Source organism: Nostoc sp. (assembly GCF_036917775.1).
Classification (GTDB): domain Bacteria; phylum Cyanobacteriota; class Cyanobacteriia; order Cyanobacteriales; family Nostocaceae; genus Nostoc.
The window spans coordinates 1-24,737 of record NZ_JBALEQ010000040.1 but is presented as its reverse complement, the minus strand read 5'-3'; the positions used below and the strand labels follow the sequence as shown (position 1 = coordinate 24,737).

Genomic DNA, 24,737 nt, shown 5'->3' with positions numbered 1-24,737 from the left:
GTAAATTTCGTTCTGAAGGGCGTTTAGTTGTTCGTTTATATAAAAAAATACTTGTCTAGATAGGAGGAGAGAAATGGCTACAGCACAACAACCAGAGAATAGAGGTCAGGAAATACGTACTGTAGCAGATTTAGTGGAAGATATCCAAGCTCTCACCACTGAAATTCAAGAGTTGTACTGTTTAGATGAAATACCTTGGGTTGTGGGTTACTCAGGTGGTAAAGATAGTTCATGTGTACTACAGTTGGTTTGGAATGCGATCGCAGCCCTACCACCTGAAAAGCGAACTAAAACGATATATGTAATTACTACAGACACACTGGTAGAAAATCCTATTGTTGCTGCTTGGGTACGCAATTCTCTAAAACAGATGAAATCTGAAGCCCAAGCGCAAGGATTACCATTTGAACCCCATTTGCTACAACCAGATTTTAAAGAAACATTCTGGGTAGGTTTGATTGGGAAAGGTTATCCAGCACCCAGAGGAAAATTTCGTTGGTGTACAGAACGCCTCAAAATTAATCCCTCTAACCGCTTCATTCGTGATGTGATCCGAGCGAGTGGAGAAGCGATCGTTGTGCTGGGTACTCGCAAAGCTGAAAGCACAAAACGTGCTAGCCGAATGAAGAAATTGGAAGCTCAACGAGTCCGCGATCGCCTCAGTCCCAATATGAATTTGCCGAATTCTTTGGTTTATAGCCCTATTGAAGACTGGCAAAATGATGAAGTCTGGATTTATCTTATGCAGTGGGAAAACCCTTGGGGGTACAGCAATAAAGATTTATTCTCCATGTATAGAGGTGCTTCTGCTGATAATGAATGTCCTTTAGTTGTCGATACATCTACTCCTAGTTGTGGTAGCTCGCGTTTTGGTTGCTGGGTTTGTACGCTGGTTAGTCAAGATAAATCGCTGGCGGCGATGATTCAAAATGACGAAGAGAAAGAGTGGATGCAACCTTTACTTGATTTCCGTAAAGAATTGGATGCTGAAGAAACCCGTGATAAAAGAGATTTCCGACGTAGAAATGGTGGTGTCCAACTTTATGAACGTAACTTAGAAGATGGGATATCTATTGAACACATTCCTGGCCCGTTTATTAAAGAAGCGCGGGAGGATTGGCTAAGAAAGTTACTTACCGTTGAAAAACAAATTCGTCAAACAGCGCCAGAAAATATGCGCGATATCACTCTAATTACTCTAGAAGAAATGAGCGAAATTCGTCGCATTTGGCTAGAAGAAAGACACGAATTTGATGATAGTTTACCCCGAATTTACCAAGAAGTGACTGGTGAAGAATTTCAAGATCCCCGTCCTGGTGCTGACTATAGCCTGTTAGGTTTAGATGAATGGGCAGTACTAGAAGAAATCTGTGAAGGCGATATTATGCACCTGGAACTTATGGCAAAGCTATTAGACACAGAATACCAATATCGCAAAAAAGCTCGTCGCACGGGAATATACAACACTCTAGAAAAATGTTTTGATACGAGTTCGCGTTCCCAAAAAGATGCAATTGATCATGCTCATTTAAAACGTGATTTGAGAGAAGCAATTACTGATGGTGACATTATAAAATTTAAGGAAAAATTTAAGCAGCTAACTTTGGGAGATGTTGATATAAAAGATGAAGTTAGAGATGAAATTATAGCTATACCAGATAAAGTTAATATAAACGCAAATCTAAGCGCAAATGACCAAATATCAACAATATCTCCTACAGAACCTGATGTAATATCTCAAAATTGGGCAAATATCAAATTTAAAGGTAAAAAGCATTAATAGTAACGCAAGAATACGCAAAGTTTAAAAGTGTATTCTTGCACTTAAAATATTCAGATAATTATGATATTTCTTGAACTCGTATTACAAAACTTTGGCCCCTACAGAGGGAAACAGGTAATTAATCTTAACCCAAAAACTGATAAAGAAAACTCGCGTCCAATTATCCTATTAGGTGGTATGAATGGTGGCGGAAAAACTACCCTTATGGATGCCATTCGTCTTGCTCTTTATGGCCCCCGTGCCCAATGTTCTACCCGTGGTAATTTAAGTTATAGTGATTTTCTCAATCAATGTGTTAACAACAAAATAGATCCAGTTGCAGACACCCGAATTGAATTACTTTTTGAACATATTGAAAACGATAAACCAATAAAATACCGTGTTGTCCGTAGTTGGACAAAAAATCCTAAAGATGGTAAGGATACATTAGGTATTTTAGGTGACAGTGATACATGGCCTGATGCTTTAGTTAATATTTGGGATGAGTATATTGAAAATCTTCTGCCATTAGGGATTTCTAACTTATTTCTCTTTGATGGTGAACAAGTTAAAGAACTCGCAGAACAAGAAACACCACCACCAGTTGTAGTAGATGCAATTCGTGGACTTTTAGGCCTAGAATTAGCAGATCGTTTAGCAGTTGATTTAGATATTTTAGTTAACCGTAAACTTAAAGAAGTTGGTAATAGTAAAGATTTAGCAAACTTAGAGGAAATTGAAACTAGGTTAACCCAACAGCAAGAAGATTATCAAACAACAGAAGAGAAAGTAGAAAATCTCAAAAATCAGGTAGAAGAATTAGAACAAAAGCAGCAAGAAGCCTTTGATAAATTCATTTCTGAAGGTGGGAAGATTGCAGCAGAACGCAATCAACTAGAACTACAACAAAATACAAAAACTACGGAAATTGAACAAGTACGTCAGTCAATGTGTGAATTGGCGGCTGATGTTTTACCTCTAGCATTAATTCCCAATTTGCTTAATCAGGCGCAGACACAGGGCGAAAAAGAATTTCGCCATCAACAGGTACAAATCTCCAAAGATTTGTTACTTGAACGAGATCAGCGTTTACTCACCTGGCTAAATCAAGTAGAAATTTCTCCGATACAAGTTGAAAAAATTCAATCATTTTTAATCGAAGATGTAGATAATTTATATGCAAAGGCTCTCCAGACAGAAGTACCTTGGTTGTTAGCTGATGATGAAACTTTAAGTCAGCTAGATAATCTTATATATCACTTACAAAATTCTAAACTTTCTGCAAAAGAAAAATTAGCTATTCTCAAAAATAAAGAAGAAGAAATTCATACTCTAGAAAGGCAAGTGCAAACAGCAGCAGCACCAGAAGATTATACAAAGCTGCGTCAAGCACTAGAAGCGGCACAAAATCAAGTGGTTGAAGCTAAAGCAAATTACGAAACAATCCGCCGCCGTTTAGCTGAATTAGAAACTATTATTGCCAAGTCAAAAAGAGAATTAAGTGATTATACTGTAGAAAATATTAAACATAAAAATAGCGAACATATTATTACGTCAGCAGCGAAAGTTCAAAACACACTTAAGATTTTTCGTGAAAAATTAACTCTGCGGAAACTCAATAAATTAGAGGAGGAAGTTAAAAATTGCTTCCTTTATCTTCTCCATAAATCAGACTTAGTGCATCGCATCACCATTGATACTAAGACTTTTAGCCTTTTGCTTTATGATTTAAATGGTAAAACTGTCCCGAAACATCGTCTCTCGGCTGGTGAAAAACAACTACTTGCGATCGCCTTCCTCTGGGGTTTAGCCAAAGTCTCTGGACTCCGCTTACCAGTAGCTATAGATACACCATTAGGTAGGCTCGACTCCTCCCATCGCCAAAACTTAGTGGATAAATACTTCCCCGCCGCCAGTCATCAAGTAATTCTGCTATCTACCGACACCGAGATTGGAAAGAAAGAAGTAGAAACACTGCGAGAGAAAGAAGCGATCGCCCGCGAATATCTCCTAAAATACGACTCCTCCACCCGCCAAACAACCATACAACCTGGCTATTTTTGGTAAATTCCCTTCTCTTCTCTCTGCTTCCTCTGTGCCTCTGCGGTTCGTTAATCAAAAACTTATGGAATCCCCAATCGAAAGAATAAAACTCTCCCAAACAGCCAAAGACCAACTTAGCAAACTTAAACGCAGCACCAAAATTGACCAATGGAATATCCTATGCCGTTGGGCGTTTTGCCGTTCCCTCGCAGAAGCAACCGCACCTTCTCCCGTCCCAATCCCCCAAGATAGCAACGTCGAAATGACTTGGCGCGTCTTTGGCGGCGAAATGTCTGATATTCTCCTCCTCGCCCTTAAGCAACGCTGTCACAATGACGGCTATCCCACCGATAAAGAAACCCTTGCTACTCAATTCCGCTTACATTTACATCGCGGTATTGGCTATTTAGCAGGCGATCCAAATATCAAGAAAATTGAAGATTTAATTGAACTGGCGGTTAAAAATTGAAAGGATATTAGTTGACTGTTAACTGTTCACCGTTAACTGACAACTAATATTATGCCTGAAGCGCTAGAAATTGAGCGTCATCGAGCTGCGATCGCTCGCATTGATATATCTCGCCCTGTACGATTGGCTATAGAAGGGTCAATCCTCAATCAAGACACCACTTTTTTTGACTACGGCTGCGGCTACGGTGGTGATGTCCAGCGAGTAAAAAACTTAGGCTACACCAGCGCAGGCTGGGACCCTTACTACTATCCTGATGTCCCACGCACCCCCGCCGATGTGGTCAATTTGGGTTACGTTCTCAATGTCATTGAAGACTCAGAAGAACGCCGTCAAAGCCTAATCCAAGCTTGGGAACTCACTGGGAAAGTTTTAATTGTCGCGGCTCAAATACTAATTAACGCTCCCAGCAAAACCCAACTTGCTTATAATGATGGCATTGTGACGCGCCGCAATACTTTTCAGAAATATTACGAACAAGAAGAACTCAAAACTTATATTGATGAAGTCTTAAATGTAGATGCAGTACCAATTGCACTAGGTGTTTACTTTGTTTTTCGAGATGATGCGGAAAAAGAAAGCTACAAAGCTATCCGCTTCTTTTCTGCGACTTCTACACCGCGAGTCCGTATCCCCATCAAGCGGTTTGAAGATTATCAAGAACAGCTGCAACCCTTAATGGCTTTCTTTACCAAACGCGGTAGACTACCCGTGAAAGGCGAATTGGAAAATGAACAAGAATTACTGAGCGAATTTGGTAATTTTCGCCGCGCCTTTGGTGTAATTTTGCAAGCTACTGATGAGGCTGAATGGGATGCGATCGCTTACCGTCGTTCTTTAGATATCCAAGTTTATCTCGCCCTGACCCACTTTGATAAACGCCCTGCATGGCAAAAGCTGGCTCCAGAAATGCGTCACGATATCAAAGCCTTTTTTAGTAGCTACGAGGAAGCGTGTCTTGTAGCCGATCAAAAGCTTTTCAGCTTAGGTAAATCTGGGGTAATTCAAACTGCGTGCGAAAAAAGTAAAATTGGTAAACATACACGTGGTGCTATTTACGTCCATGTTTCCGCATTAGCAGCACTTGACCCCGTACTACGAATTTGTGAAGGTTGCGCTAGCCGTACCATTGGGCGTATCGATGAAGCGACATTAATTAAATATCACACTGATAAGCCGCAAATATCCTATCTGTCTTACCCCGAATTCGATACTGATCCCCACCCGGCTTTAAAAGCCAGCATCGGTATTGATTTAAAAACCCTAGTCGTCACTCATCGAGACTATGCAACTAGGGAAAATCCGCCGATTTTGCACCGTAAGGAAACATTTGTTACCAGTAACTATCCACGCTACGAAGAATTTGCTAAACTCACCCAACAAGAACAGGAATTAGGGCTGCTTAACCAAAAAAGCGACATTGGTACGCGTGAAGGTTGGGAAAAATGCCTTGCCACACACAGAGTAGAAATCAGGGGGCATCAGGTTTATCCAATTCAAGAAAGTTAATAAAACGCTGACACTATAAGGTTATCCTGAATTTGTATTTAACCCAAGTAAATCTTGGTAGTTTGTCATGTTTGCAGGAAATCATATAGCAGCTATGGCAGATTTCAATACCCGATCGGGATTAATAAAGAACTGCTGCTGCTCCGATAATTCAAACCTTTATAGGTACTATTTACATGATATACTTTTGCATTTCCTCGTTGTATTTTATTGATATTTCCTCAAAAGAGGCAAAAAATTGAACCTATGAGGAAAATTAAATCGCTGCTGGGAGTTTTCGGTAGTCGCAAGATGGCGGCTTTATTATTTTTAGGTTTTTCATCGGGTTTACCATTATTGTTAATTGGTAATACTTTAAAGGCTTGGATGACCGTAGAGAAGGTAGATTTAGCCGCTATTGGTTGGTTTAGCCTTGCCAGTTTGCCTTATTCCTTAAAATTTTTGTGGTCGCCGTTGGTAGACAGGTTCACCTTACCAATTTTGGGACGACGACGGGGTTGGTTAATTTTGACGCAGATTGCTTTGATTGTAGCGATCGCATTCATGGCTTTCCAACAACCCAAACAAGCACTACAGCTACTAGCAATCAACGCCATAGTCATTGCCTTTATCAGTGCAACTCAAGATATTGCCGTTGATGCCTACCGTACCGACGTTTTAGAAAAGCTAGAAATGGGGGCTGGTGCAGCAGTTTTTATCTTAGGTTATCGAATTGCCCTGTTAGTCGCAGGTGCTTTAGCCTTGATACTTGCCGACAAACTACCTTGGTCATCAGTTTACTTGTTTATGGCAGGGACGATGGTAATTGGTATTTTTGCCACCTTGTTCGCACCGGAACCCAAGGAAATTAACCCTCCAGCTTCTCTCGTTGATGCTGTCATCTTGCCCTTTGGGGAATTTTTTCAGCGTCAAGGGATTATCAAAGCTATTCTCATGCTTGCATTCATTACCCTATACAAGCTAGGTGATGCTTTGTTGAGCAATATGACCACGCCTTTTTTGCTGCAAACAGGTTTTACCAAAACCGACATTGGGGCAATTCAAGTGGGGATGGGGTTAATTGCTACAATTGTCGGTGCTTTAGCAGGTGGTTCAATATTGAGTGCGATTGGCATCAATCGATCGCTTTGGGTTTTTGGTATTCTACAAGCAGTAAGTAATTTAGCTTACTTTTTTTTAGCATACATCGGTCAAAACTACCAAGCTATGGTACTTGCCATCAACGTAGAACAATTTTGTGGTGGATTGGGGACAGCAGCCTTTGTTGCCTTTTTGATGAGTCTTTGTAACCAGAGGTTTTCCGCAACCCAATATGCTTTATTATCCAGCTTAATGGCTGTCAGTCGGGATATTCTCGCAGCCCCTGGAGGCGCGATCGCTCAAAGTACTGGTTGGCCTGTATTTTTCTTAATTACCATCGCCGCCGCCGTACCAGGACTACTCCTATTACCAGTATTTGCCCCCTGGAACCCTCAGCCAGTGGCAGTATCCAGACCAGGACTTGAGGACGAAGAAGAGGATATATGGGGAATCAAGTAGTTATTGCTGTCGGTACATTCATCCTCTTACTTACTGGTTTATTACTTGGCTATGTTCTCTCGCAGTTAGTTCTAGGATATCTAGCATTTAACCTTTTAACTTTTTTTGGAACACTTAGCCTAATTTTAATTTTTGGGACACTTTATTACGTTTTATTTTGGCAGTTACGAAGAGATCAGTCCCGACCATCAACTATAAATCAAGGGATACCAAACCAAGTAGACGATGATGTATCTGATAGCTATCTAAAAAACAGACTGATCGCTAAATTATCTGGTGACACTGCCGCAGCCGAACGGTTAATTGAACAGGCAAAGGAAACTTATCCTGGGATGCCGGAAAATTGGTATTGCGAAAGAGTGCTTGATGACTTAGAGCGCAGCTAAGAGTGCTGCGGGAGAAGGGGGCAGGGGAGATGAGGGAGACAAGGGAGACAAGGGGACAAGGAGATAAACAAAACTCCTAACTCTTAACTCAGCACTTTTAACGCCCAATTCCCTATTCCCCATTTCCATATACAGAAAATTGCTAAAATAAAGAATACTTCATAAATCTTCAGCTAAGTTCTCATAAGAGTTCCTAGCCCACTTTGTAATTAAAATATGGCTATTTTTCGTCAATACATCGCTCCACTGCTTGTAGTTTTGGTATTTGTCTTTGCCCTAGTCGCAGTTAGTGCCCGTATATTTTTACCCTCCGATATGGCAGCACCAGCACCAATTGAAGAGGTTGGGGTAAGTTCTCAACCCACTCCTGCTAGTTTGCCACCAGCAGTACATACTAATTCGTAATTCGTAATGGGCTACGCTAACGTAATTCGTAATTGGTATAACTCACCTAGCTAACTCAATAAACGCCAGAAGTGTCTGAGCAACTACTACCGGGGTATATTATTCGCCGTGGCTCCTTGTTGGAGCGATCGCTACTGCTTAAGTTTATGCACCGAACTTATCAGGATCTGTTTCCCAATGAGGATTTTTCCCACCTAGAGCAAACAGTTAAGCAATACTTTTCTAGTGATACGCCCTTATGGTGGGTAGAAGATGAGAGGGAGCAGGGTGACAAGGGGACAAGGGGACAAGGGGACAAGGAGAACAATTATACTCAATTCCCAATTCCCAATTCCCAATTCCCCATTGCTTGCCTTTGGGTGGGCAATGCCATAGATCAAGTACATGGGAACCGTCATGCTCACATATTTATCCTCTACGTTGTGCCAGAACATCGGCGACGGGGTATTGGTACAGCCTTGATGCAATATGTAGAAAATTGGGCTATTCAAAGAGGCGATCGCCAAATCGGATTACAAGTGTTTCAATCAAACAAACCCGCATTAAATCTTTACAATCAGTTAGGTTATCAAACCCAATCCCTGTGGATGGTAAAATTCCTGAGTGCAGAAAAATAAAATAGAGGATAGCCGTAATATACTTTAGTGTTTGAGTATGTAGCGGTTCTCGTTTGGATAAAATTCAACGAGGGGAAAAGAAAGTGTATAATTACGCAACTTATAAAGTCTTAACTTATTGGCATGGGGGATCATATGTTGATCCCTTTTCGGGATTGAAATGAAATTATGTATGACGAAGACGATCTAAGCCTACTCGATATTGAGGAGGAACTAGAAAGCCCCCTAGATAAAATAGAGCCATTAACTGACGATTCAGTTGTGGTGAAGCCCGATCCTGAAGTGATGCTAGCCCTCCTAGAAAATCCCCAGCCCCAACAAAGAATGTTAGCGGCGCGTGCTTTTTGTGATATAGAAGATGCGCGTGCTACACCCCATCTGATTCGCCTGTTAGCTGATATTTGTCCCTTAGTCCGGGTAAGCGCATCTTATGCTCTCGGACGCAATCCCAGTTCAGAAGCAGTGGCTCCATTAATTGCTCAACTAAATAGTGATTGGAATGGCTACGTGCGTAAAGGCGTTGTTTGGGCTTTAGGAAACTGTCGCGATCGCCGTTCTTTACCGCCTCTAGCAGATGCCTTAAGAACTGACATTTCCGCAGTGCGTTTGTGGGCTGCTAGCGCCTTAGCACAAATGGCAGAGGTTGGTTATGAAGCAGTTATAGGGGCAATACCACCATTAATTGAAGCCTTAGTCAAAGATCCCGTGGCAGCAGTGCGGAGCAACAGTGCTTGGGCAATTGGTCAACTGTGCCGCGAACTACCTTCTAATGTAGTTTATGCCACAGCGATCGATGCTCTAATTCAAGCCTTTGCCGAGGATCAAGATTTGGGAGTCCGGGAAGACGCGAAAGCTTCACTGCTAGGAGTGGGTGATCCACGTGGCTTGCAGCTAATTGAAACCCTAGAACAAGAAGGATGGTTTTGATTTGGGCATTGGGCATTGGGTATGGGGCATTAATCACTTAAATCCCAACTCCTAATTCCTGTACAGACGCAATTAATCGCGTCTCTCTTAAACTCCTAACTCAGCACTCAGCACTCACTAACCTTCAGCTACAGGTTTGACCAAATTTAAGTCATAAGGACGCTCAGTATCATCTTCGCCCAAATATTCACCATTTTGAATTTCCAGAATAACTAGCGGTATGTGGCCAGGATTTTCTACCTTATGTAGGGTTGCTGCGGGAACATAAGTTGACTCGTTGCGATTCAGCAATATTTCCGCATCGCCACAAGTAACTTTGGCTACACCTGAAACTACAACCCAATGCTCATTACGGTGATAATGGATTTGTGGTTTAATGCCGTGTCTGGGCTTGATTTCAACACGGCTAATTCTATAGGTATCTCCCTCTTCGATCACCTCTACCTCACCCCAGTATCGTGTGCCTGAATGTGGAGGCAATTCGTTTATATTTGACTGAGTATTATTTTCGTTGGGAGTCATAATGAATTTCTCAACCAGATAAGTATTAGTATTTTTCTGTAATTTACCGTAAACGGCATAAACCTGGATAGGGAATTATTCATCCCCCTGTATACTGAATCCGATAAATCCGATTATTGGCTTCTTCTGTTAGTAGTAAACTGCCATCTGGCAGCACCAGTAAACCTACAGGTCGTCCCCAAGTGGTTGGTACAGAAGGATTTAATAAAAAGCCTGTGAGAAAATCTTCGTAATAGCCAAGCGATCGCCCCTTAGCATCGAAGGGAACAAATACAATTTTATAACCAGTACCGCGATCGCGGTTCCAAGAACCACGAAAAGCAGCAAAAGCGCCATTGCGGTATTTTTCTGGAAATGTCTTCCCATCATAAAACTGCAAACCCAATGCTGCTGAATGCGATTGGAATAGCACATCTGGCGTTTGGGTACGGGCTGCTAATTCGGGGCGTTTACTTTTGCCATCAGTTTTTTGACGCGGATCGAGGTTGTTTGGTGTTAGATAAGCATAAGGCCAGCCATAAAATGCCCCCTGTTTAACCCGTGTCAGATAATCTGGAACTAAATCATCACCGATTCCATCCCGTTCGTTAACAGTTGTATAAAGTTCCTTAGTTACAGGATTAAAATCTAAACCAACCGGGTTACGCAAGCCGGAAGCGAAAGTTTGCTGCTGGGAACCATCTAAATTCATCACCTGTATCGAAGCCCGTGGTAGGGGTTCTTCATCCACATTGGTTCCTGAACCAACTGAGACATATAATTTATTGCGATCGGGTGAGATAACGACATTGCGCGTCCAATGATTGTTATAACCTTGAGCGGGCAAGTCAGCAATTTTTTCCCCCTTACCCGTAATCTTATTTTGATCTTGAGTATAGGGAAAACGCACCACAGCATCTGTATTCCCCAGAAAAAAGGAATTAGCTGCAAAAGCCATACCAAAAGGTCTATTTAGTCCGTTGTCTGCACCAGCAAAGGTTTCTCGAACGTCGGCTACACCGTCACCGTTGCTGTCACGTAACAAACGAATGCGGTTTTGCCCGGTTTCAGTCACCAGAACATCACCACTGGGGGTTAAGGCTAGCCAACGTGGAGCATCTAAACCTTCGGCAAATACATTAACTGTAAAGCCTTCTGGTACGCGTAGCACCGGATTTTGCGGAATAGGCACAACTTCAGGCCTCTTGGAAGCACTTTCTGTTGCAAAGGGTGCTGGTAAATTCTTCAGATTGATACGGATAGGTGTAGGCGAAAGTGTTTCAGTACGGACAATATTTTTTGGCTGTGTAGGATTCTGTGTCCGTTGGGTAGAAGGTATTGATTCTTGTGGTATGGGATTATCTGAGGAAGCGCGAGTCTGGTTACACGCTGCTGTCAAGGTTAGTAACAAAACTGGCAGCAAGAAACGCGCAGAGACTTTCATGGCGGTAGACACTATGACACAATTTTCTTACTTTAGACTTGAGACTTAATAATTGTCACCAGTCTAAAGTCCGATTTTTCTTACTTAGCAAAACTATCAGAATAGGAAAATAATTCCCCATTCCCCATTCCCAATACCCAATATTTATACATAGAAGTATTTGTTAGTCAATAAAAAATTTTCAAACTCTGCTGCTGGTAATGGACGACTAAATAGAAAACCTTGCATAGAATTACAGTTTTGTTGGCGTAAAAAAGCAAGTTCTACTTCCGTCTCTACACCTTCAGCGATTACATTTAGATTGAGATTATGACCCATTTGAATTAATGCTTTAGTAATGGCTGATTTTTGTGGATCGTTAGCAACGTTGTGGATAAAATAACGGTCGATTTTTAATGTATTAATTGGTAAATTTTTCAGATAAATTAAAGAAGAGTAGCCTGTACCAAAATCATCTACTGAAATTTTTATACCTAAAGATTGTAATTTTTTCATAGTAGCGATCGCAGTATTTACGTCTTGCATAATCATACTTTCAGTCAGTTCTAGCTCTAAGTCATCTGGTTGCAAATTATTGCTATTTATAAAATTGACTATTTTTTTAATAAAATCTGGTTGGTTAAATTCAATTACTGAGATATTTACAGCAACAATCAAGGAATTAATTCCAGCATCACGCCAGATTTTTATTTGTTTACATACACTTTTTAATACCCATTTACCGATTGGGACAATTAAACCCGTAGACTCTGCTAACGGAATAAATTCTGTTGGGTAAACTATCCCCAATTCTGGACTTTGCCAACGCAATAAACTTTCAGCAGCTACTATTTTTCCAGAAGCAATATCGACTATTGGTTGATAATAAATTTCAAATTCTTGAAATTTATTTTGTTTAATAGCTCGGTGTAAGCTAATTTCTAACAACTGCATTTTGGGAGACAAGTTGTTAATTGTAGTCTGAGTAGATAAATATCTTTTTAAAGTAGCGTGCTTTTCCAGCCTATTTATGATGGCACTTAATAACTCAGCCCGACTAAATGGCTTAGTTATATAGTCATCTGCCCCCATATCCATACCTTGACGAAAGTCAGATTTGGCAGATTTGGCAGTGAGAAAAATGAAGGGAATTGTTGCCGTTGATGGATTTTGGCGTAACGCGCTTAGAACGCCATAACCATCAATTTCTGGCATCATCATATCACAGAGAATTAAGTCAGGAACTTCACAAATAGCCAAATGCACGCCGATCCTACCATTAGCGGCAGCAATAGTTTCAAAATCCTCCGCTTCTAGCAAATCTAAAATGTTTTCACGGACTGCTTCCTCGTCTTCTATTATTAAAATTTTAGGCATAAGTTACCTCAATTTATTTTTTATTATTTAATGAGATAATGACAGTAAGCTTTGCACCAAATCCCAGTGTACTTGTGACAAAGATTTTATGTTTGTAGATATCTATAACTTTTTTACAATTAATATTTCTAATTCAATAAAAATGGCTAGTACAAAAGCCAGAATATTTAACTTTTTTCCACACTTAGATAACCCGTGATAGCGAAAAAATTTTCGTTCATAAATTTACTACCAAAATCTTCTGAACTCTTGCAGATGTAAATTACTGCTGGTCTGGAGAAGAATAAATATTGCAGATGTTGAAAACTTTCAAGTAGCGTCCACCATATTTCCCAATATGAATGCTTAACTACATCTTGTGGTTGTAGCCTGCTAAAGTTGAGTGCAGTTTGGTTCGCTTTTAGCACGATGCCTTCTGTTATTAGCAATCCGATAAACTGGAAAGTGGCGTTGAAGATCGTGCGAAATCGTCTTTCACCCTCACGCAATGCTACTTCTGCTACATGGGAGGTACTATTCACAGAAACTCCAATGAGGTGATTCGATTTGTCGTATCTGTCAGTACTATAGCGCGTGCTAGTGACCATTTGTACTTGGGTAATTGTCTCTTAACGAGAATTTGATATTCTACCTCAAATGAACTAATACTGGTGTTAATACTTGTCGGGTTTTAGGGAAGATGAGAAGAGGAAAGGCAAAAGGGAAAGAAAAAACCTTTAACCTTTACCCTTTAACCTTTACCCCAAAGCCAGTTCTGAGGTTAAAAATGCTTAACTGAGCAGTATTGATACTGGTGTTACCTCTAGATTTTATATATCAAAAAATAGTTATCTCAAGCTGCTTATATTAAGTATTCTCCAATATTTTGGCCATAAAGAAATAGTAATATTTGGGATATAAACACAGCAAAAATTGTGTTAAGAATTACAAACTGGCTTATATCCTGGTAGTTGTGAATTGGGAAGCTACAAAGAAGAAACTTGTTCAATGATTCTCCCTTGTCCCTTTGATCTCTTGTCGGTTAAGGGGAAAAGGGGAAGGGGAAAAGGGAAATAAAAAACCTTTAACCCAAACCCAGTAACCTTTTCCCCAAACCAAATTCTGAGTTGAAAATGCAAAACCCGAGTAATATTGCCTACTCCCCTGCCTCTCAATGCTTTTCGGGGAAGGGGAAAAGCGAAAGGGTTTAAATTTACCTTTACCTCAAACCCAGTAAGCTTTCCCCAGACCAAAAGAGAGATTGTTGGGCTTATCCGAAAAGTATTGCCCTGCCTCTTGACTAGGGACGCATCTGCACCCGTCGTTCGCCGTAACGCAATAGCCTTTCTATAGTTACAAGCCGATTTTCCCAAACTTTGACTTGATAGGAATTCGACTTAATTTCTTGGCTCATCAATACTCGAAATTGAGACTGGAATCGAGTTAGAGAGGCTTTTGCCACTAGTAAATTACTAGGAGAAGGGGAAGCAGCAAGCTGATTTAAAGCACTGCGTAAAACTTCTGCCTGGTTGTTAAAATCTGATATTGTCTGGGCAGGTCTTTCTGGTGGGTCATTTTGGAAAACAAACTTCCATTCCCGTTGCAGTGCGGTGTAACGGATGGCGGCAGTTTGAAAAGGTTGGCGGTGGGGAATCGGTTCACTTGTCTTGGATTGAACTCTACCTTGGGTACTAATAAAAAGTTTTTGTAGCTCGTTATTAAAATTCTCTGCGGCAAAGAGTGCGTAACCACTAACTGGCAAGTCCCTTACCAACTGGAGTTGATCGAACGTCCCGATTGTTGGTAAAGAAAGTAAGCGAATTCCCGGTACTAACAATGTAGCTCCCAATTGTTTAGAGGCGATCCAGGGTTGGGCTAGTCGTTGGAAGCGAGAAGTATCTAGAGCATAAGTCATGGGAACGATTAAATCCACATCTCCCCGCCTTGCCCAAGTTTCCCAGTTTTGTTGAATTTTCTGAATCCGCTCTTGTTCTGGCAAAGGGAATACTGCAACCGACAAAATCAAATTCGGTCGTTTTTGTCGCAACTGCTCTGAAACTTTCGCAACAAAACTATCAACTTGCTCAGTGCGAAATGTTGTCCACTTTTGCCATAGTTCTAGTTGACTGGGAGAAATATTTATCGGATCTACGCCAGTAAGTTGCTGAAACTGCGCTCTTGCAGCTTTGCCATAGCCATAAATTCGACCTGCTGATGGATCTTGAAAGGGGTAGCGAATGTAGTCTAGCTGTAGACCATCCACATCATAGCGAGTAACAATTTCCTCATACAGCTTGAGTAAGTACTGCCGCACTTCGGGGTTGGCTGGGTCAAAGAATGGCTTAGTCTGACCAACGGGAATCATATTGCCAAGATTATCGTAGTTTGCCCAATCGGGATGAGCCGCCAAAACTGGCCCTGGATAATTTGGATTAACGTTAATAATCTCATTGTGTCGTTGATTGCCAGCAGCAAAAGTCCAAACCCAAGCGTGTAATTCCATGTCGCGCTCATGGGCTAATTTCACTGCATCTTTCAGTGGGTCCCACCCACGAATTAAGGGGTTTTGCTCTTTTGCAACTTGGCTGGGATAAATGGTATAGCCTGCATTAACAGTTTCAAAGAAGACAGTATTAATCCCAGTTTGGGCCAGGCGATCAAAAATCTGGGCTAGTCCTGCCTTGCTACCAGCACGAACAATTGTTCCCCTATCTAACCAAACTGCCCGAATTTCTGGTTGAGCCAACCTCCGATCAACTGGGAACTGCTGCCACAAAATTGTCTTTGCTGCCAACCACTGCTGACGAGCTAGAGCATAGTTTTTTTGGGCAATCAATTCGGGTAAGTTTTTGGAAATTACCCTTGCTTGTGCCAAGGCTTGGTCTTTGCTTGTGGCTAGCCCCCCTAATTTAGTTGAGGCTAATTGTATTGGCTGCTCCTTGACAGATTGGGAGTTGTAGGTGTCCAGCCTAGAGGACTGTTTTCCCTCAGATATGCCAACGCCTTCCTTAACCGCATCGGCTGACACCGCTAAATGAGCGCTTTCCACTCGGCCAATGAGATTTTCTAGCTCTTGCTGGAGAGCGATCGCTTGATTGTTGTCAATCGGCTCATTGGAGTTGGGTGCAACATCTAGACGCACCGCCTGTTCTAGCTGATCAATTGCCTCTTGAGAACTTGGTGGTTTAACTATAGGAAGCGCTCTCGGTATGGGAGCAGTAGCAGTTTTAGGAGGAGGGGATAAGGGAGATATGCTCCTCTGCACCTCTGCCCCTCTGCTCCCCTGCTCCCCTGCTCCCTGCTGCTCCCCTTCCCCCTGCCCCCTTGGTGCAGCCGCTACTGTTGTAGAGCAGTTTGGGGAACCTCCTGCTATTTTTTTCATCCGATTCGATGGTGCTAGGGCTGTTAAATAATGATTGATAGAAGCTTTTAACCAGGCATTATCTAACTTGGCGGCTGAGGCTGTATCTGTTCCCCAGCGCCAACCCAAAAAGGTGGTACGCTCAGTTGTCACTACTGCGGCTGGATTATCTTTGGAATTCCAAATAGCAGGAGATTCAGTGCCCATATCATTAGGAATCACAACGCCGCCACGTACTTTGCCAAAGAGTTCAGCTTGATTTGCCCATTCTGGAATCTTGGTTTTTGTGGGCCTAATCTGTTCTGTTTCACTGAGGCTAAATCCCCAATAACCTCCCAAAAGCGATCGCAATAACTGCCGTACTCCTGGCGATGACAAACTACCTACGGGGCCACTAGCAATCAAACGCCCTCCCTTACTCATCCATTCTTCAAGAGCGATCGCTTGGGTTGGCGTTAATCTCTCGACGTTTGGCAAAAATAATACCCGGCGATCGCCCCAATCTGCACCACTCTTGACATCTGTTAGGGGAATTACACAATATTTCACCCCGATTGTCTGCAAGCGGTCAGTTATCCCTGTCCATTGATTCGCATTTTCTTGGCTATGCACTACGCTCAATACAGGTTCTTCAGTCGCCGCCGTGACTGGCAAAATACTAAAACTATTTAAAATTAAAAAGTTAAAACTTAAAATGAAGAATCCGGCTTTCTTTATGTGAGAATTTGCCTTTTCATGAAACTCTTTCCGATTCTTCACTACTGGTTCCTCAGTGGATTAATTATTAAGCATTACTTCTTATTTATCATCCAGCATAACAATAAATTACCTCCGAAAAACAACTGATCTTTGATAACTAAACCTGAACCAAATTGGAAACGCATATTTTGATTAAATCTTCAACTCCTGCTAGAGGGAAAATTCTTGTATTTAGTCTGCTAGCTAATTCATCAATACTCATATCATCTAAAAACACTAATTCCCCATTTTTTAACATCACATTGGGTAGCAAAATCCCATCACCTAAATCTTGCCCTTCTAAATTTAAAAGTAAATCATGACCAGTTAGTAATCCGGTTACACTGATAGTTTGTCCCCAATAATCACTACATAAAGCCCGCATATTGACCTCTAAACCTTCAACAGAATTTAAGCGTTTCAAAATTGGTTGAAATGCTTTTTCTACGGCGTTGCCCACTACCCAGGTCAATTTTCTTTGAGGATATACTTTTGGCGGGAGTAATTCTGCTGCAACGGTGGCAAATTGCTTGATAAATAGTTGAATCGAACCAACTCCGTTATCAATTTGGGGATATTCTTCATATTCAGACTCGCTGGGTAATTCTTCACCTGCAATCAAAAACCACTCATCGGCTAACCAAACAACGCTAGAACCAAATTGTTGCCGAAATTGCCGTGAGAGCATTTGCACTTGAGAAATCACTTCTTGAGCTTTTTCTCTAGTTACAGGGATAAGTTCATCTTCTGGAGGGCGAAACCGTGTCAACCCAACTGGCACAACTGCCACTGATGCCACCGCCGGGACTTCACCAGTATGAAAAGACGTTAAATCTTTGAGAGTTTGTTCCAGATGTTTGCCATCATTTATACCAGGACAAACAACAACTTGAGCATGAATTTGTAGTCGCCTTTTTTGAAACCACTTCAGTTGTTGCAAGATTTGTCCCGCACGCTGATTTTTTAGCAGCTTAATTCTCACATCAGCTTCTGTAGCATGAACAGAAACGTACAACGGAGACAAGCGCATTTGCTCAATTCGCTGCCATTCTCTTTCTGGCAAATTGGTCAGGGTAAGATAAGAACCGTATAAAAAGCTCAGACGATAATCGTCGTCTTTTAAGTACAAACTGGTGCGCTTACCTGGTGGCTGTTGGTCAATAAAGCAAAATGGACAGCGATTATTGCATTGAATTAAACCATCAAATAGGGCAGTTTCAAATTCTAGCCCCAAGTCTTGATCGTAATCTTTTTCGATTTCCAGGGTATGAGGTTTACCAGCAGCATCTAAAACTTCTAGTTCTAAAACTTCATCAGCACACAAAAATTGATAATCAATTAAATCACGGGGACGCGTACCATTGATTGCAACGATCGCATCCCCAGCCTCAAAGCCAATCTCTGCGGCTATTGAGTCCGGTAGAACCTTGGTAATTCGGGCAGGATTAATGGTATTCATGGGAATTGGGAATTGGGAATCGGGAATCGGGAATTGGTCATTTACTAATGACCAATGACCAATGACTAATGACTATTATTTAATTATCCTTTCCAACCTGCTGCGATCGCAGCTAAAATGACGCTACCGAATGCTAATCTATACCAAACAAAAACCAAAGTATTTTTGGTTGCTAAGTATTTGATCAAAAATGCAATTGATAGGTAGGAAAAAATAAAGGTTGAAATAATTCCTACAATTAACAGTCCCACAATGTTATCTGGTAACTGTTGGGCTTCAAATAACTTGAAGATTTTCAGACTTTTATACAGCGTTGCAATGGTAAGAGTTGGAAACCCTAACAAAAATGAGAATTTCGCGGCTGTATCGCGTTCTAATCCTAAAAACAAGGCAGTCGTCAATGTTGAGCCAGAACGAGATACACCCGGAATTAAAGCAAGTGTTTGTCCCAGTCCAACTAAAATACCATCCCGAATTTGCAGTGAATCAAAACCTCGTTTGCGAGTACCAATTTTTTCTGCCAAAGCTAGTAAAAGCGCCATAATGATTGACATGATGGCAATAATTAATGCGCTCTCTGGTAAAACGTCTTTCAAAAGAAATCCGAAAATTAAGGCAGGCAATGTTCCGACTACAATACCGACTAGAATTTTCCACTCTTCACGTTGCCAATCTTTATCTTTTAATGCTTCGATTCCACCTTTGATAATACTAGAAATCAACGACCAAAAATACCCCACAATTGCGATAACACTGCCAAATTGAATGGCATCAACAAAATCTTTAGAACCTAGTTCTTTCCAGCCAAATACTTTAGTAAAAATTAGTAGATGTGCAGTACTACTAATAGGTAAAAACTCTGTAATACCTTGAACAATGCCCAAAATAAAAGCTTGAATAAACTCCATAGCAATTAATACCTTTTTCCTGTTCTAGACATGATTATGAACATTGTCTAGATGATGATGTTGCTTTATATACTCTCTACTGCACCTAATCTCATAGAAAATTCGATTTTACGGATCAATAACATCATCTAAGACGCTGGCCATGTTCTTACACCCACCTGAATAAGTCAACGAAATTTTCGCAGTTCATCAAACTTTAATATTTAGCGGACTGATACCGTTTACAAGAGGCAGGGGAGCAGGGGGAAGTGGGCAGAGAGAGACAAGAAAAAAATTTTACTTTGTCAGCTTTATCCTCCTTGTGGAAAAAAGCCCTCTTGTTCCAAATATACCGAGGGTTGAAGCTCTACCCCTTGTGGGTGGTTTTTCTCCCCTTCCCCCTGCCCCCTTGCCCGCATTCCGGGAAATGTTTGTATAATTGCAATGCCCCAGGGGGGGATTTTAAAATGTGATATCTTAAATAAGATAAAGTTTAGTAACAAATATTAAAAACTTTGATTAATAATACACTGTCCTCCTACACTGCTTCTACACCTTCTATTGATACTGAGTTGGATTTGGCTGATACTGGGCAGAATGGCATCAGGCAATTGGAATCTGCACTTTCCTTTTCTCCCTCTTTGCCCTTATCTATTTCTGCTCGACAAAATTGGTTAGTGTTTGCGGCGGCGGTGTTTTTGGTATCAGTGCCAGTATTTGTTGAAGCGCCAATCGTGCGATCGCTACCAACTCTCAGTTTAGCGCTGACAGCATTTTGGGTGTGGCTAAGTTTTAACTTAATGTCACGTCCTGCAACTTATGTCTGGGGCGATTTGCTCTTAGGATTTAGCTGGAGTTGGTTAGCAGGGGCGATTTATTGGGGCTGGTTACGTTGGGAACCTGTGTGGCATCTACCAGTAGAATCTATAGGTTTACCGTTTGCTTGTTGGTGTCTAGCGAAGAGTTGGGGTAAGGTTGGTAGCTGGTTTTATTTAGGATCTTTACTCGGTACAGTTTTAACAGACGTATATTTTTATCTAGTCGATTTGATGCCTTATTGGAGGCAAATTATGAGAGTGGATGCAGATTTAGCACCACAAATCTTACAAAATGCCCTGATGCAAGTACAAACACCTTGGGGACAAACTTGGGCCATAACTCTCGCCTTAGTGCTATTAACAGTGGGGGTTTTAGCTTTGGGTAGAAAGCAAAAACACTGGTATGCCTTTGGTGGGGCAGTTTTAAGCACAATTTTAGTAGACAGCCTATTTTTATTAGCTGCGATCGCAGCGTGAAGAAATTAGGATTCACAAAATTGCAATGATCTTCTAGGCTTCTCTTGGCAAAACTTTTTCCAGTCAGTCTACGGCACATCAAGAATGACGCTGTAGATAATTAATTAGTTAAGAAATATTACATAATAATCCATCAGCCTCAAGTCTTCTTGCTACGTTATTCGGTATTAGACATTAGACGGCTTCATGTCTACTTGGAAGTTAAAATCAGCCAACCCAAAAAGATTTCTTCTCGTTGGCAATGCTACCGGAATCATTGATAGAAGGTTATTACAGCTATAGAGACACTCCGATCACGAGAAAAATTTTTGCTAAAACCCCAGTCAAACCCAGTAACGGTAAATATTGTGGATATTAATACGCTGTATATTAGTTTCTGATGACTGCTGTGTTAATTAAGCTAGCTATCAAGTTTTGTCTTTTGTCCTTTGTCCTTGGCGCTCTCACGTAGACGCATTAGCGGCTGACCACAGAGTATGACTAATGACTAATGACTAATGACTAATAACCACTGTTAGCTTCAAACTTTTATTTCTGTTTGATGGAAAGAGGTAGAAAATCGTGAAAGGATTGGCGCGTTTATTAACAGTGTTTAGTTTGTTACTTGGTTGCTGGGGATGGTTGGGAACAACTCAGATAGCCCAAGCAGCTAGTTTCAACAGTTTTGCTTTTCCTCAAGTGCCAATTCTGGCAATTGAGCGACAGAATCGAGCAGATAAGAAGCTAGGAACGGAATTTGGTAAAAAAATTGATTTGAATAATACCAACGTCCGAGCTTTTCAACAGTTTCCAGGGCTTTATCCCACCCTGGCTAAGAAAATCATCACAAATGCTCCCTACCAAAAAGTAGAGGATGTATTGGATCTTCCAGGATTGAGCGATCGCCAAAAAGAAACTCTGCAAGCTAACTTAGAGAAGTTTACCGTGACAGAACTAGAGCCTGCCTTCAACGAAGGAGACGATCGCTTTAACAACGGCATCTACAGATAAGTTGCAGTTGTAGCCAATAGCACCCCACTCCTGATTCAAGGGAGTGGGATTATTCTATTAGAGATGAGGTGGGACAAGGAGGACAAGGGAAACAAGGGAGACAAGCTGACAAAGTAAAATTTTTCCTTGTCTCCCCCTGCCCCCTGCCCCCTGCCCCCCCTACCTCCTGCCCCCTTCCCCCTCCCCCATTACCTTGCCTCAGATAGATATTCCTAGTCAATTTGATGTCTTAGTAGTCGGCGCTGGTGCTGCTGGACTATACACAGCGCTGCGTCTACCAGAGTCCTTGCGAGTCGGCTTGATTACCAAAGAAACTGTTGCTTTGTCCGCTAGTGATTGGGCACAAGGTGGTATAGCCGCAGCCGTTTCCCCGGAAGATTCTCCCACGCTACACATTGAAGATACAATCCGGGCAGGTGCAGGTTTGTGCGATCGCACTGCTGTAGAATTTCTCGCCCAACTTGCACCTAACTGTATTCAATCCCTAGTTGACTTGGGGGTTGCTTTTGACCGTCATGGTCAAACCTTGGCTTTAACTTTAGAAGCTGCCCATTCTCGCAACCGTGTTCTCCATGCTGCGGATACTACAGGCAGGGAAGTTACAACTACTCTCACCGCCCAAGTATTACGTCGCCCGAATATTCAAGTCATTCAGCAAGCTTTGGCTTTGAGTTTGTGGATTGAACCTGAAAGCAATCGCTGTCAGGGAATAAGCCTGTTTTATCAAGGTAAAATCACATGGATTAAAGCGGGTGCTGTGATCTTGGCAACTGGTGGCGGCGGTCAGGTATTTGCCCAAACCACTAACCCAGCTGTGAGTACTGGTGATGGGGTAGCGATCGCATATCGGGCTGGGGCTATCCTCCGCGATTTGGAATTTGTGCAATTTCACCCCACTGCCCTAACAAAACCTGGTGCTGATCGCTTTCTCATTAGCGAAGCTGTACGCGGTGAGGGGGCACATCTTGTTGATAATGAAGGACGACGTTTTGCCTTTGACTACCACCCTGCGGGTGAACTCGCGCCCAGAGATGTAGTTAGCAGAGCAATTTTCAGCCATTTACAACGTACTGCCGTTGATTTGGCGACTGCCCATGTGTGGTTGGATATGCGCCCCATCTCTGCCGACAAGATTCGTCACCGCTTTCCCAACATCATCAAAGTTTGCCAGCATTGGGGAGTTGATGTTTTCCATGAACCAATTCCTGTAGCGCCTGCTGCTCATTACTGGATGGGTGGGATTGTCGCGGATCTGATGAATCGCACGAATATTAAAAGTTTGTACGCGGTAGGTGAAACTGCTAGTACCGGAGTGCATGGGGCAAATCGCCTTGCGAGTAATTCCCTGCTGGAATGTATTGTCTTTGGGGCCCAGATGAGCCAAATAGAGTTGGAAAATATTGGGTTGCCGTCACAAATACCAGTGTTGCCATCACAGAAATTTAGTATTGATGCAAGTGAGTGGCACAGCCAGCAAGCACAACTAGAAATACTCAGAGAGAAGTTACCGCGTCTAGTATGGGAAAGTGCTGGTATTTGTCGGGAGCAATCAAAGTTAGAAACTGCGATCGCTACTGTTGAATCTTGGCAGCAAGATTTCGCTGCTTTGCCTTTAAGTCAATTCCTGCTTGCTTTACACCCAACAGAATCAGCTAGTTTTGAGTTCCCAGATGTTGAACGACAATTGCGACTTTGGGCAGAAACCCGTAATTTATTAGATGTGGCTGATTTAATTCTCAAAAGTGCTGCTTTTAGAACCGAGAGCCGAGGCGGACACTATCGTTTAGACTATCCTCAACCAGACCCCAATTGGCAAGTTCATACACTTGTCCAAAGAAATCATTGGTGGAAATCGACAATATTGTCTTGAACATTCTTCTGTACCCCATTCCTCATCTATGTAATTATGGGCAAAGTTAGGGACAGCCCTATTCTAGTAATATTTTTAATAAACTCCCCTTGCTATCTCCCAAAGGAATAAGACTCGCAACCCTATTGGCGGAAACTTCAGCCGTTCTTTTTAGGATATTTCCAAGGAACAGATGTGGTGTCTAAGACATAAGCCGCTTTATAGCGCTGCTTTACCACAATCTAAAATCAAAAATTCCCATCAGCGAGTGCCGCTACCATGCTGACTGTCAGGGCCACCATAATTTGGTGGGATATATGTGTCTTTTAAATTTGAAGAATTGACTTTGCGGGCGATTAAAGTATTGCTGCTAGTAGTAACAACAGTATTAGCGCTTGCAATACCGAATAGACTCGTGCAAGCGGCAAATTTCGGTAATAATATGTAAGCACTTATACAGAGTATCATAATCTTTGTAAATCGGAAGTTAGTTTTCATCGGTTGCAGTAAATTTACTAATTTTTCATTTAAAAGGTATTTTTATTGACTAACGTATATTTACTGGTATTTTTGAAAAAATATTTGAATTTTATTAAATTATTCCCAATACCTTACAAGTAATTGTGGTGTTTACTTGTACAACAGCCTTATTTTGCTGGTATTAAATAGTTCTTATACTTAAGTAATATTCTTAATTAGTCATTTTTACATCAGCCTAAAGTTAGATATGTTGATAGATTGCTGTAAGCGTTTTGCTTAATTCACTATTTATTAATAATATCTTAATACTTTTAAGTATAAACACTATGTTCACCGAATCAAGATTTCAAAAGATATAAAAAAATACTTGTTTTCTTGTATATTTATGTTTTGAATATAGTAAAGATATATAAAGATAAAATAACACAATTGTTATATTGTAAGGATTTTGCAAATTATGGAGCTAGAAAATACCGTTACAATTCCGTACAGTATAAGTATATTTTTAGTTGTAAAAATAGTTACATAAAATTTATAGAAAAAATATTTTTCTAATTAATTCTGATGGTGAATTCCTTTTTCACTTATCTTCTTAGTTTTAGTAATCAGACCCCAAACCCTTGCTAAATCTCTATTTTGACTAAAAACTGGACTTTGGACTAAAAGGCCAGAGAAAAGCAGTCAACATTAACACTGACTGCCATAAAGTCAATGAAAGTAATCGATAAATCATTGACGTGA

Annotated in this window: 19 protein-coding genes; 12 read left to right on the top strand and 7 right to left on the bottom strand. The window is 41.3% G+C overall.

Annotation, left to right across the window (positions count from 1 at the left end; translation table 11 throughout):
• Positions 1 to 73: 73 nt before the first annotated feature.
• The 9 genes from dndC to V7K69_RS06620 all read left to right on the top strand — a co-directional run bounded on the left by dndC (position 74) and on the right by V7K69_RS06620 (position 9,657).
• Complete coding sequence (dndC, locus tag V7K69_RS06660) at positions 74 to 1,780, top strand: DNA phosphorothioation system sulfurtransferase DndC (RefSeq protein ID WP_335032532.1); 1,707 nt, start codon at positions 74 to 76, stop codon at positions 1,778 to 1,780.
• 63 nt (positions 1,781 to 1,843) lie between these two features.
• Entirely contained in the window at positions 1,844 to 3,829 is a 1,986-nt protein-coding gene (dndD, locus tag V7K69_RS06655) for a DNA sulfur modification protein DndD (protein WP_335032530.1), read from the top strand.
• A 58-nt stretch (positions 3,830 to 3,887) separates the two neighbouring features.
• Complete coding sequence (dndE, locus tag V7K69_RS06650; RefSeq protein WP_335032528.1) at positions 3,888 to 4,274, top strand: DNA sulfur modification protein DndE; 387 nt, start codon at positions 3,888 to 3,890, stop codon at positions 4,272 to 4,274.
• Between the two features lie 51 nt (positions 4,275 to 4,325).
• Positions 4,326 to 5,783, top strand: coding sequence for a DNA phosphorothioation-associated putative methyltransferase (locus V7K69_RS06645; protein ID WP_335032526.1), 1,458 nt, complete (start codon positions 4,326 to 4,328; stop codon positions 5,781 to 5,783).
• A gap of 246 nt (positions 5,784 to 6,029) precedes the next feature.
• Complete coding sequence (locus V7K69_RS06640) at positions 6,030 to 7,322, top strand: AmpG family muropeptide MFS transporter (RefSeq protein WP_335032524.1); 1,293 nt, start codon at positions 6,030 to 6,032, stop codon at positions 7,320 to 7,322.
• Positions 7,307 to 7,708 (top strand): ABC transporter permease, encoded by a 402-nt coding sequence (locus V7K69_RS06635; protein WP_335032522.1) that lies wholly within the window; start codon positions 7,307 to 7,309, stop codon positions 7,706 to 7,708. The genes V7K69_RS06640 and V7K69_RS06635 overlap by 16 nt, the downstream gene beginning before the upstream one ends.
• 216 nt (positions 7,709 to 7,924) lie before the next feature.
• Positions 7,925 to 8,113, top strand: a complete 189-nt coding sequence (locus V7K69_RS06630) for a hypothetical protein (RefSeq protein ID WP_335032520.1) — start codon at positions 7,925 to 7,927, stop codon at positions 8,111 to 8,113.
• A gap of 71 nt (positions 8,114 to 8,184) precedes the next feature.
• Positions 8,185 to 8,730 (top strand): GNAT family N-acetyltransferase, encoded by a 546-nt coding sequence (locus tag V7K69_RS06625; protein ID WP_335032518.1) that lies wholly within the window; start codon positions 8,185 to 8,187, stop codon positions 8,728 to 8,730.
• A gap of 168 nt (positions 8,731 to 8,898) precedes the next feature.
• Positions 8,899 to 9,657, top strand: coding sequence for a HEAT repeat domain-containing protein (locus V7K69_RS06620; RefSeq protein ID WP_335032516.1), 759 nt, complete (start codon positions 8,899 to 8,901; stop codon positions 9,655 to 9,657).
• A gap of 117 nt (positions 9,658 to 9,774) precedes the next feature.
• On the opposite strand, the gene V7K69_RS06615 is transcribed toward V7K69_RS06620, so the two are convergent.
• The 7 genes from V7K69_RS06615 to V7K69_RS06585 all read right to left on the bottom strand — a co-directional run bounded on the left by V7K69_RS06615 (position 9,775) and on the right by V7K69_RS06585 (position 19,403).
• A complete protein-coding gene (locus V7K69_RS06615) occupies positions 9,775 to 10,179 on the bottom strand; it encodes a phosphomannose isomerase type II C-terminal cupin domain (RefSeq protein ID WP_335032514.1) in 405 nt (134 codons plus the stop codon).
• Positions 10,180 to 10,258: 79 nt separating this feature from the next.
• On the bottom strand, positions 10,259 to 11,602 hold the full coding sequence (locus tag V7K69_RS06610; protein WP_335032512.1) for a PQQ-dependent sugar dehydrogenase: 1,344 nt from the start codon (positions 11,600 to 11,602) through the stop codon (positions 10,259 to 10,261).
• Between the two features lie 144 nt (positions 11,603 to 11,746).
• Complete coding sequence (locus tag V7K69_RS06605; RefSeq protein WP_335032510.1) at positions 11,747 to 12,958, bottom strand: EAL domain-containing response regulator; 1,212 nt, start codon at positions 12,956 to 12,958, stop codon at positions 11,747 to 11,749.
• Positions 12,959 to 13,125: 167 nt separating this feature from the next.
• Positions 13,126 to 13,545, bottom strand: coding sequence for a PAS domain-containing protein (locus V7K69_RS06600; RefSeq protein WP_335032508.1), 420 nt, complete (start codon positions 13,543 to 13,545; stop codon positions 13,126 to 13,128).
• A gap of 692 nt (positions 13,546 to 14,237) precedes the next feature.
• The gene (locus tag V7K69_RS06595; protein WP_335032506.1) at positions 14,238 to 17,057 is read right to left on the bottom strand and encodes a family 10 glycosylhydrolase; all 2,820 of its coding nucleotides are present in this window, start codon (positions 17,055 to 17,057) and stop codon (positions 14,238 to 14,240) included.
• Between the two features lie 97 nt (positions 17,058 to 17,154).
• Complete coding sequence (locus V7K69_RS06590) at positions 17,155 to 18,495, bottom strand: TIGR03279 family radical SAM protein (protein WP_335032504.1); 1,341 nt, start codon at positions 18,493 to 18,495, stop codon at positions 17,155 to 17,157.
• A gap of 83 nt (positions 18,496 to 18,578) precedes the next feature.
• Positions 18,579 to 19,403: an undecaprenyl-diphosphate phosphatase gene (locus V7K69_RS06585; protein WP_335032502.1), complete on the bottom strand. Its 825-nt coding sequence runs from the start codon at positions 19,401 to 19,403 to the stop codon at positions 18,579 to 18,581.
• Between the two features lie 494 nt (positions 19,404 to 19,897).
• Between V7K69_RS06585 and V7K69_RS06580 the strand changes: the two genes are divergently transcribed.
• The 3 genes from V7K69_RS06580 to nadB all read left to right on the top strand — a co-directional run bounded on the left by V7K69_RS06580 (position 19,898) and on the right by nadB (position 23,537).
• Positions 19,898 to 20,677 carry a DUF3120 domain-containing protein gene (locus tag V7K69_RS06580; RefSeq protein WP_335032500.1) on the top strand — a complete coding sequence of 260 codons (780 nt, stop codon included), beginning with the start codon at positions 19,898 to 19,900 and terminating at the stop codon, positions 20,675 to 20,677.
• Between the two features lie 561 nt (positions 20,678 to 21,238).
• On the top strand, positions 21,239 to 21,667 hold the full coding sequence (gene psbU, locus V7K69_RS06575; protein ID WP_335032498.1) for a photosystem II complex extrinsic protein PsbU: 429 nt from the start codon (positions 21,239 to 21,241) through the stop codon (positions 21,665 to 21,667).
• A 193-nt stretch (positions 21,668 to 21,860) separates the two neighbouring features.
• Positions 21,861 to 23,537: an L-aspartate oxidase gene (gene nadB, locus V7K69_RS06570; RefSeq protein ID WP_335032496.1), complete on the top strand. Its 1,677-nt coding sequence runs from the start codon at positions 21,861 to 21,863 to the stop codon at positions 23,535 to 23,537.
• Positions 23,538 to 24,737: the final 1,200 nt, after the last annotated feature.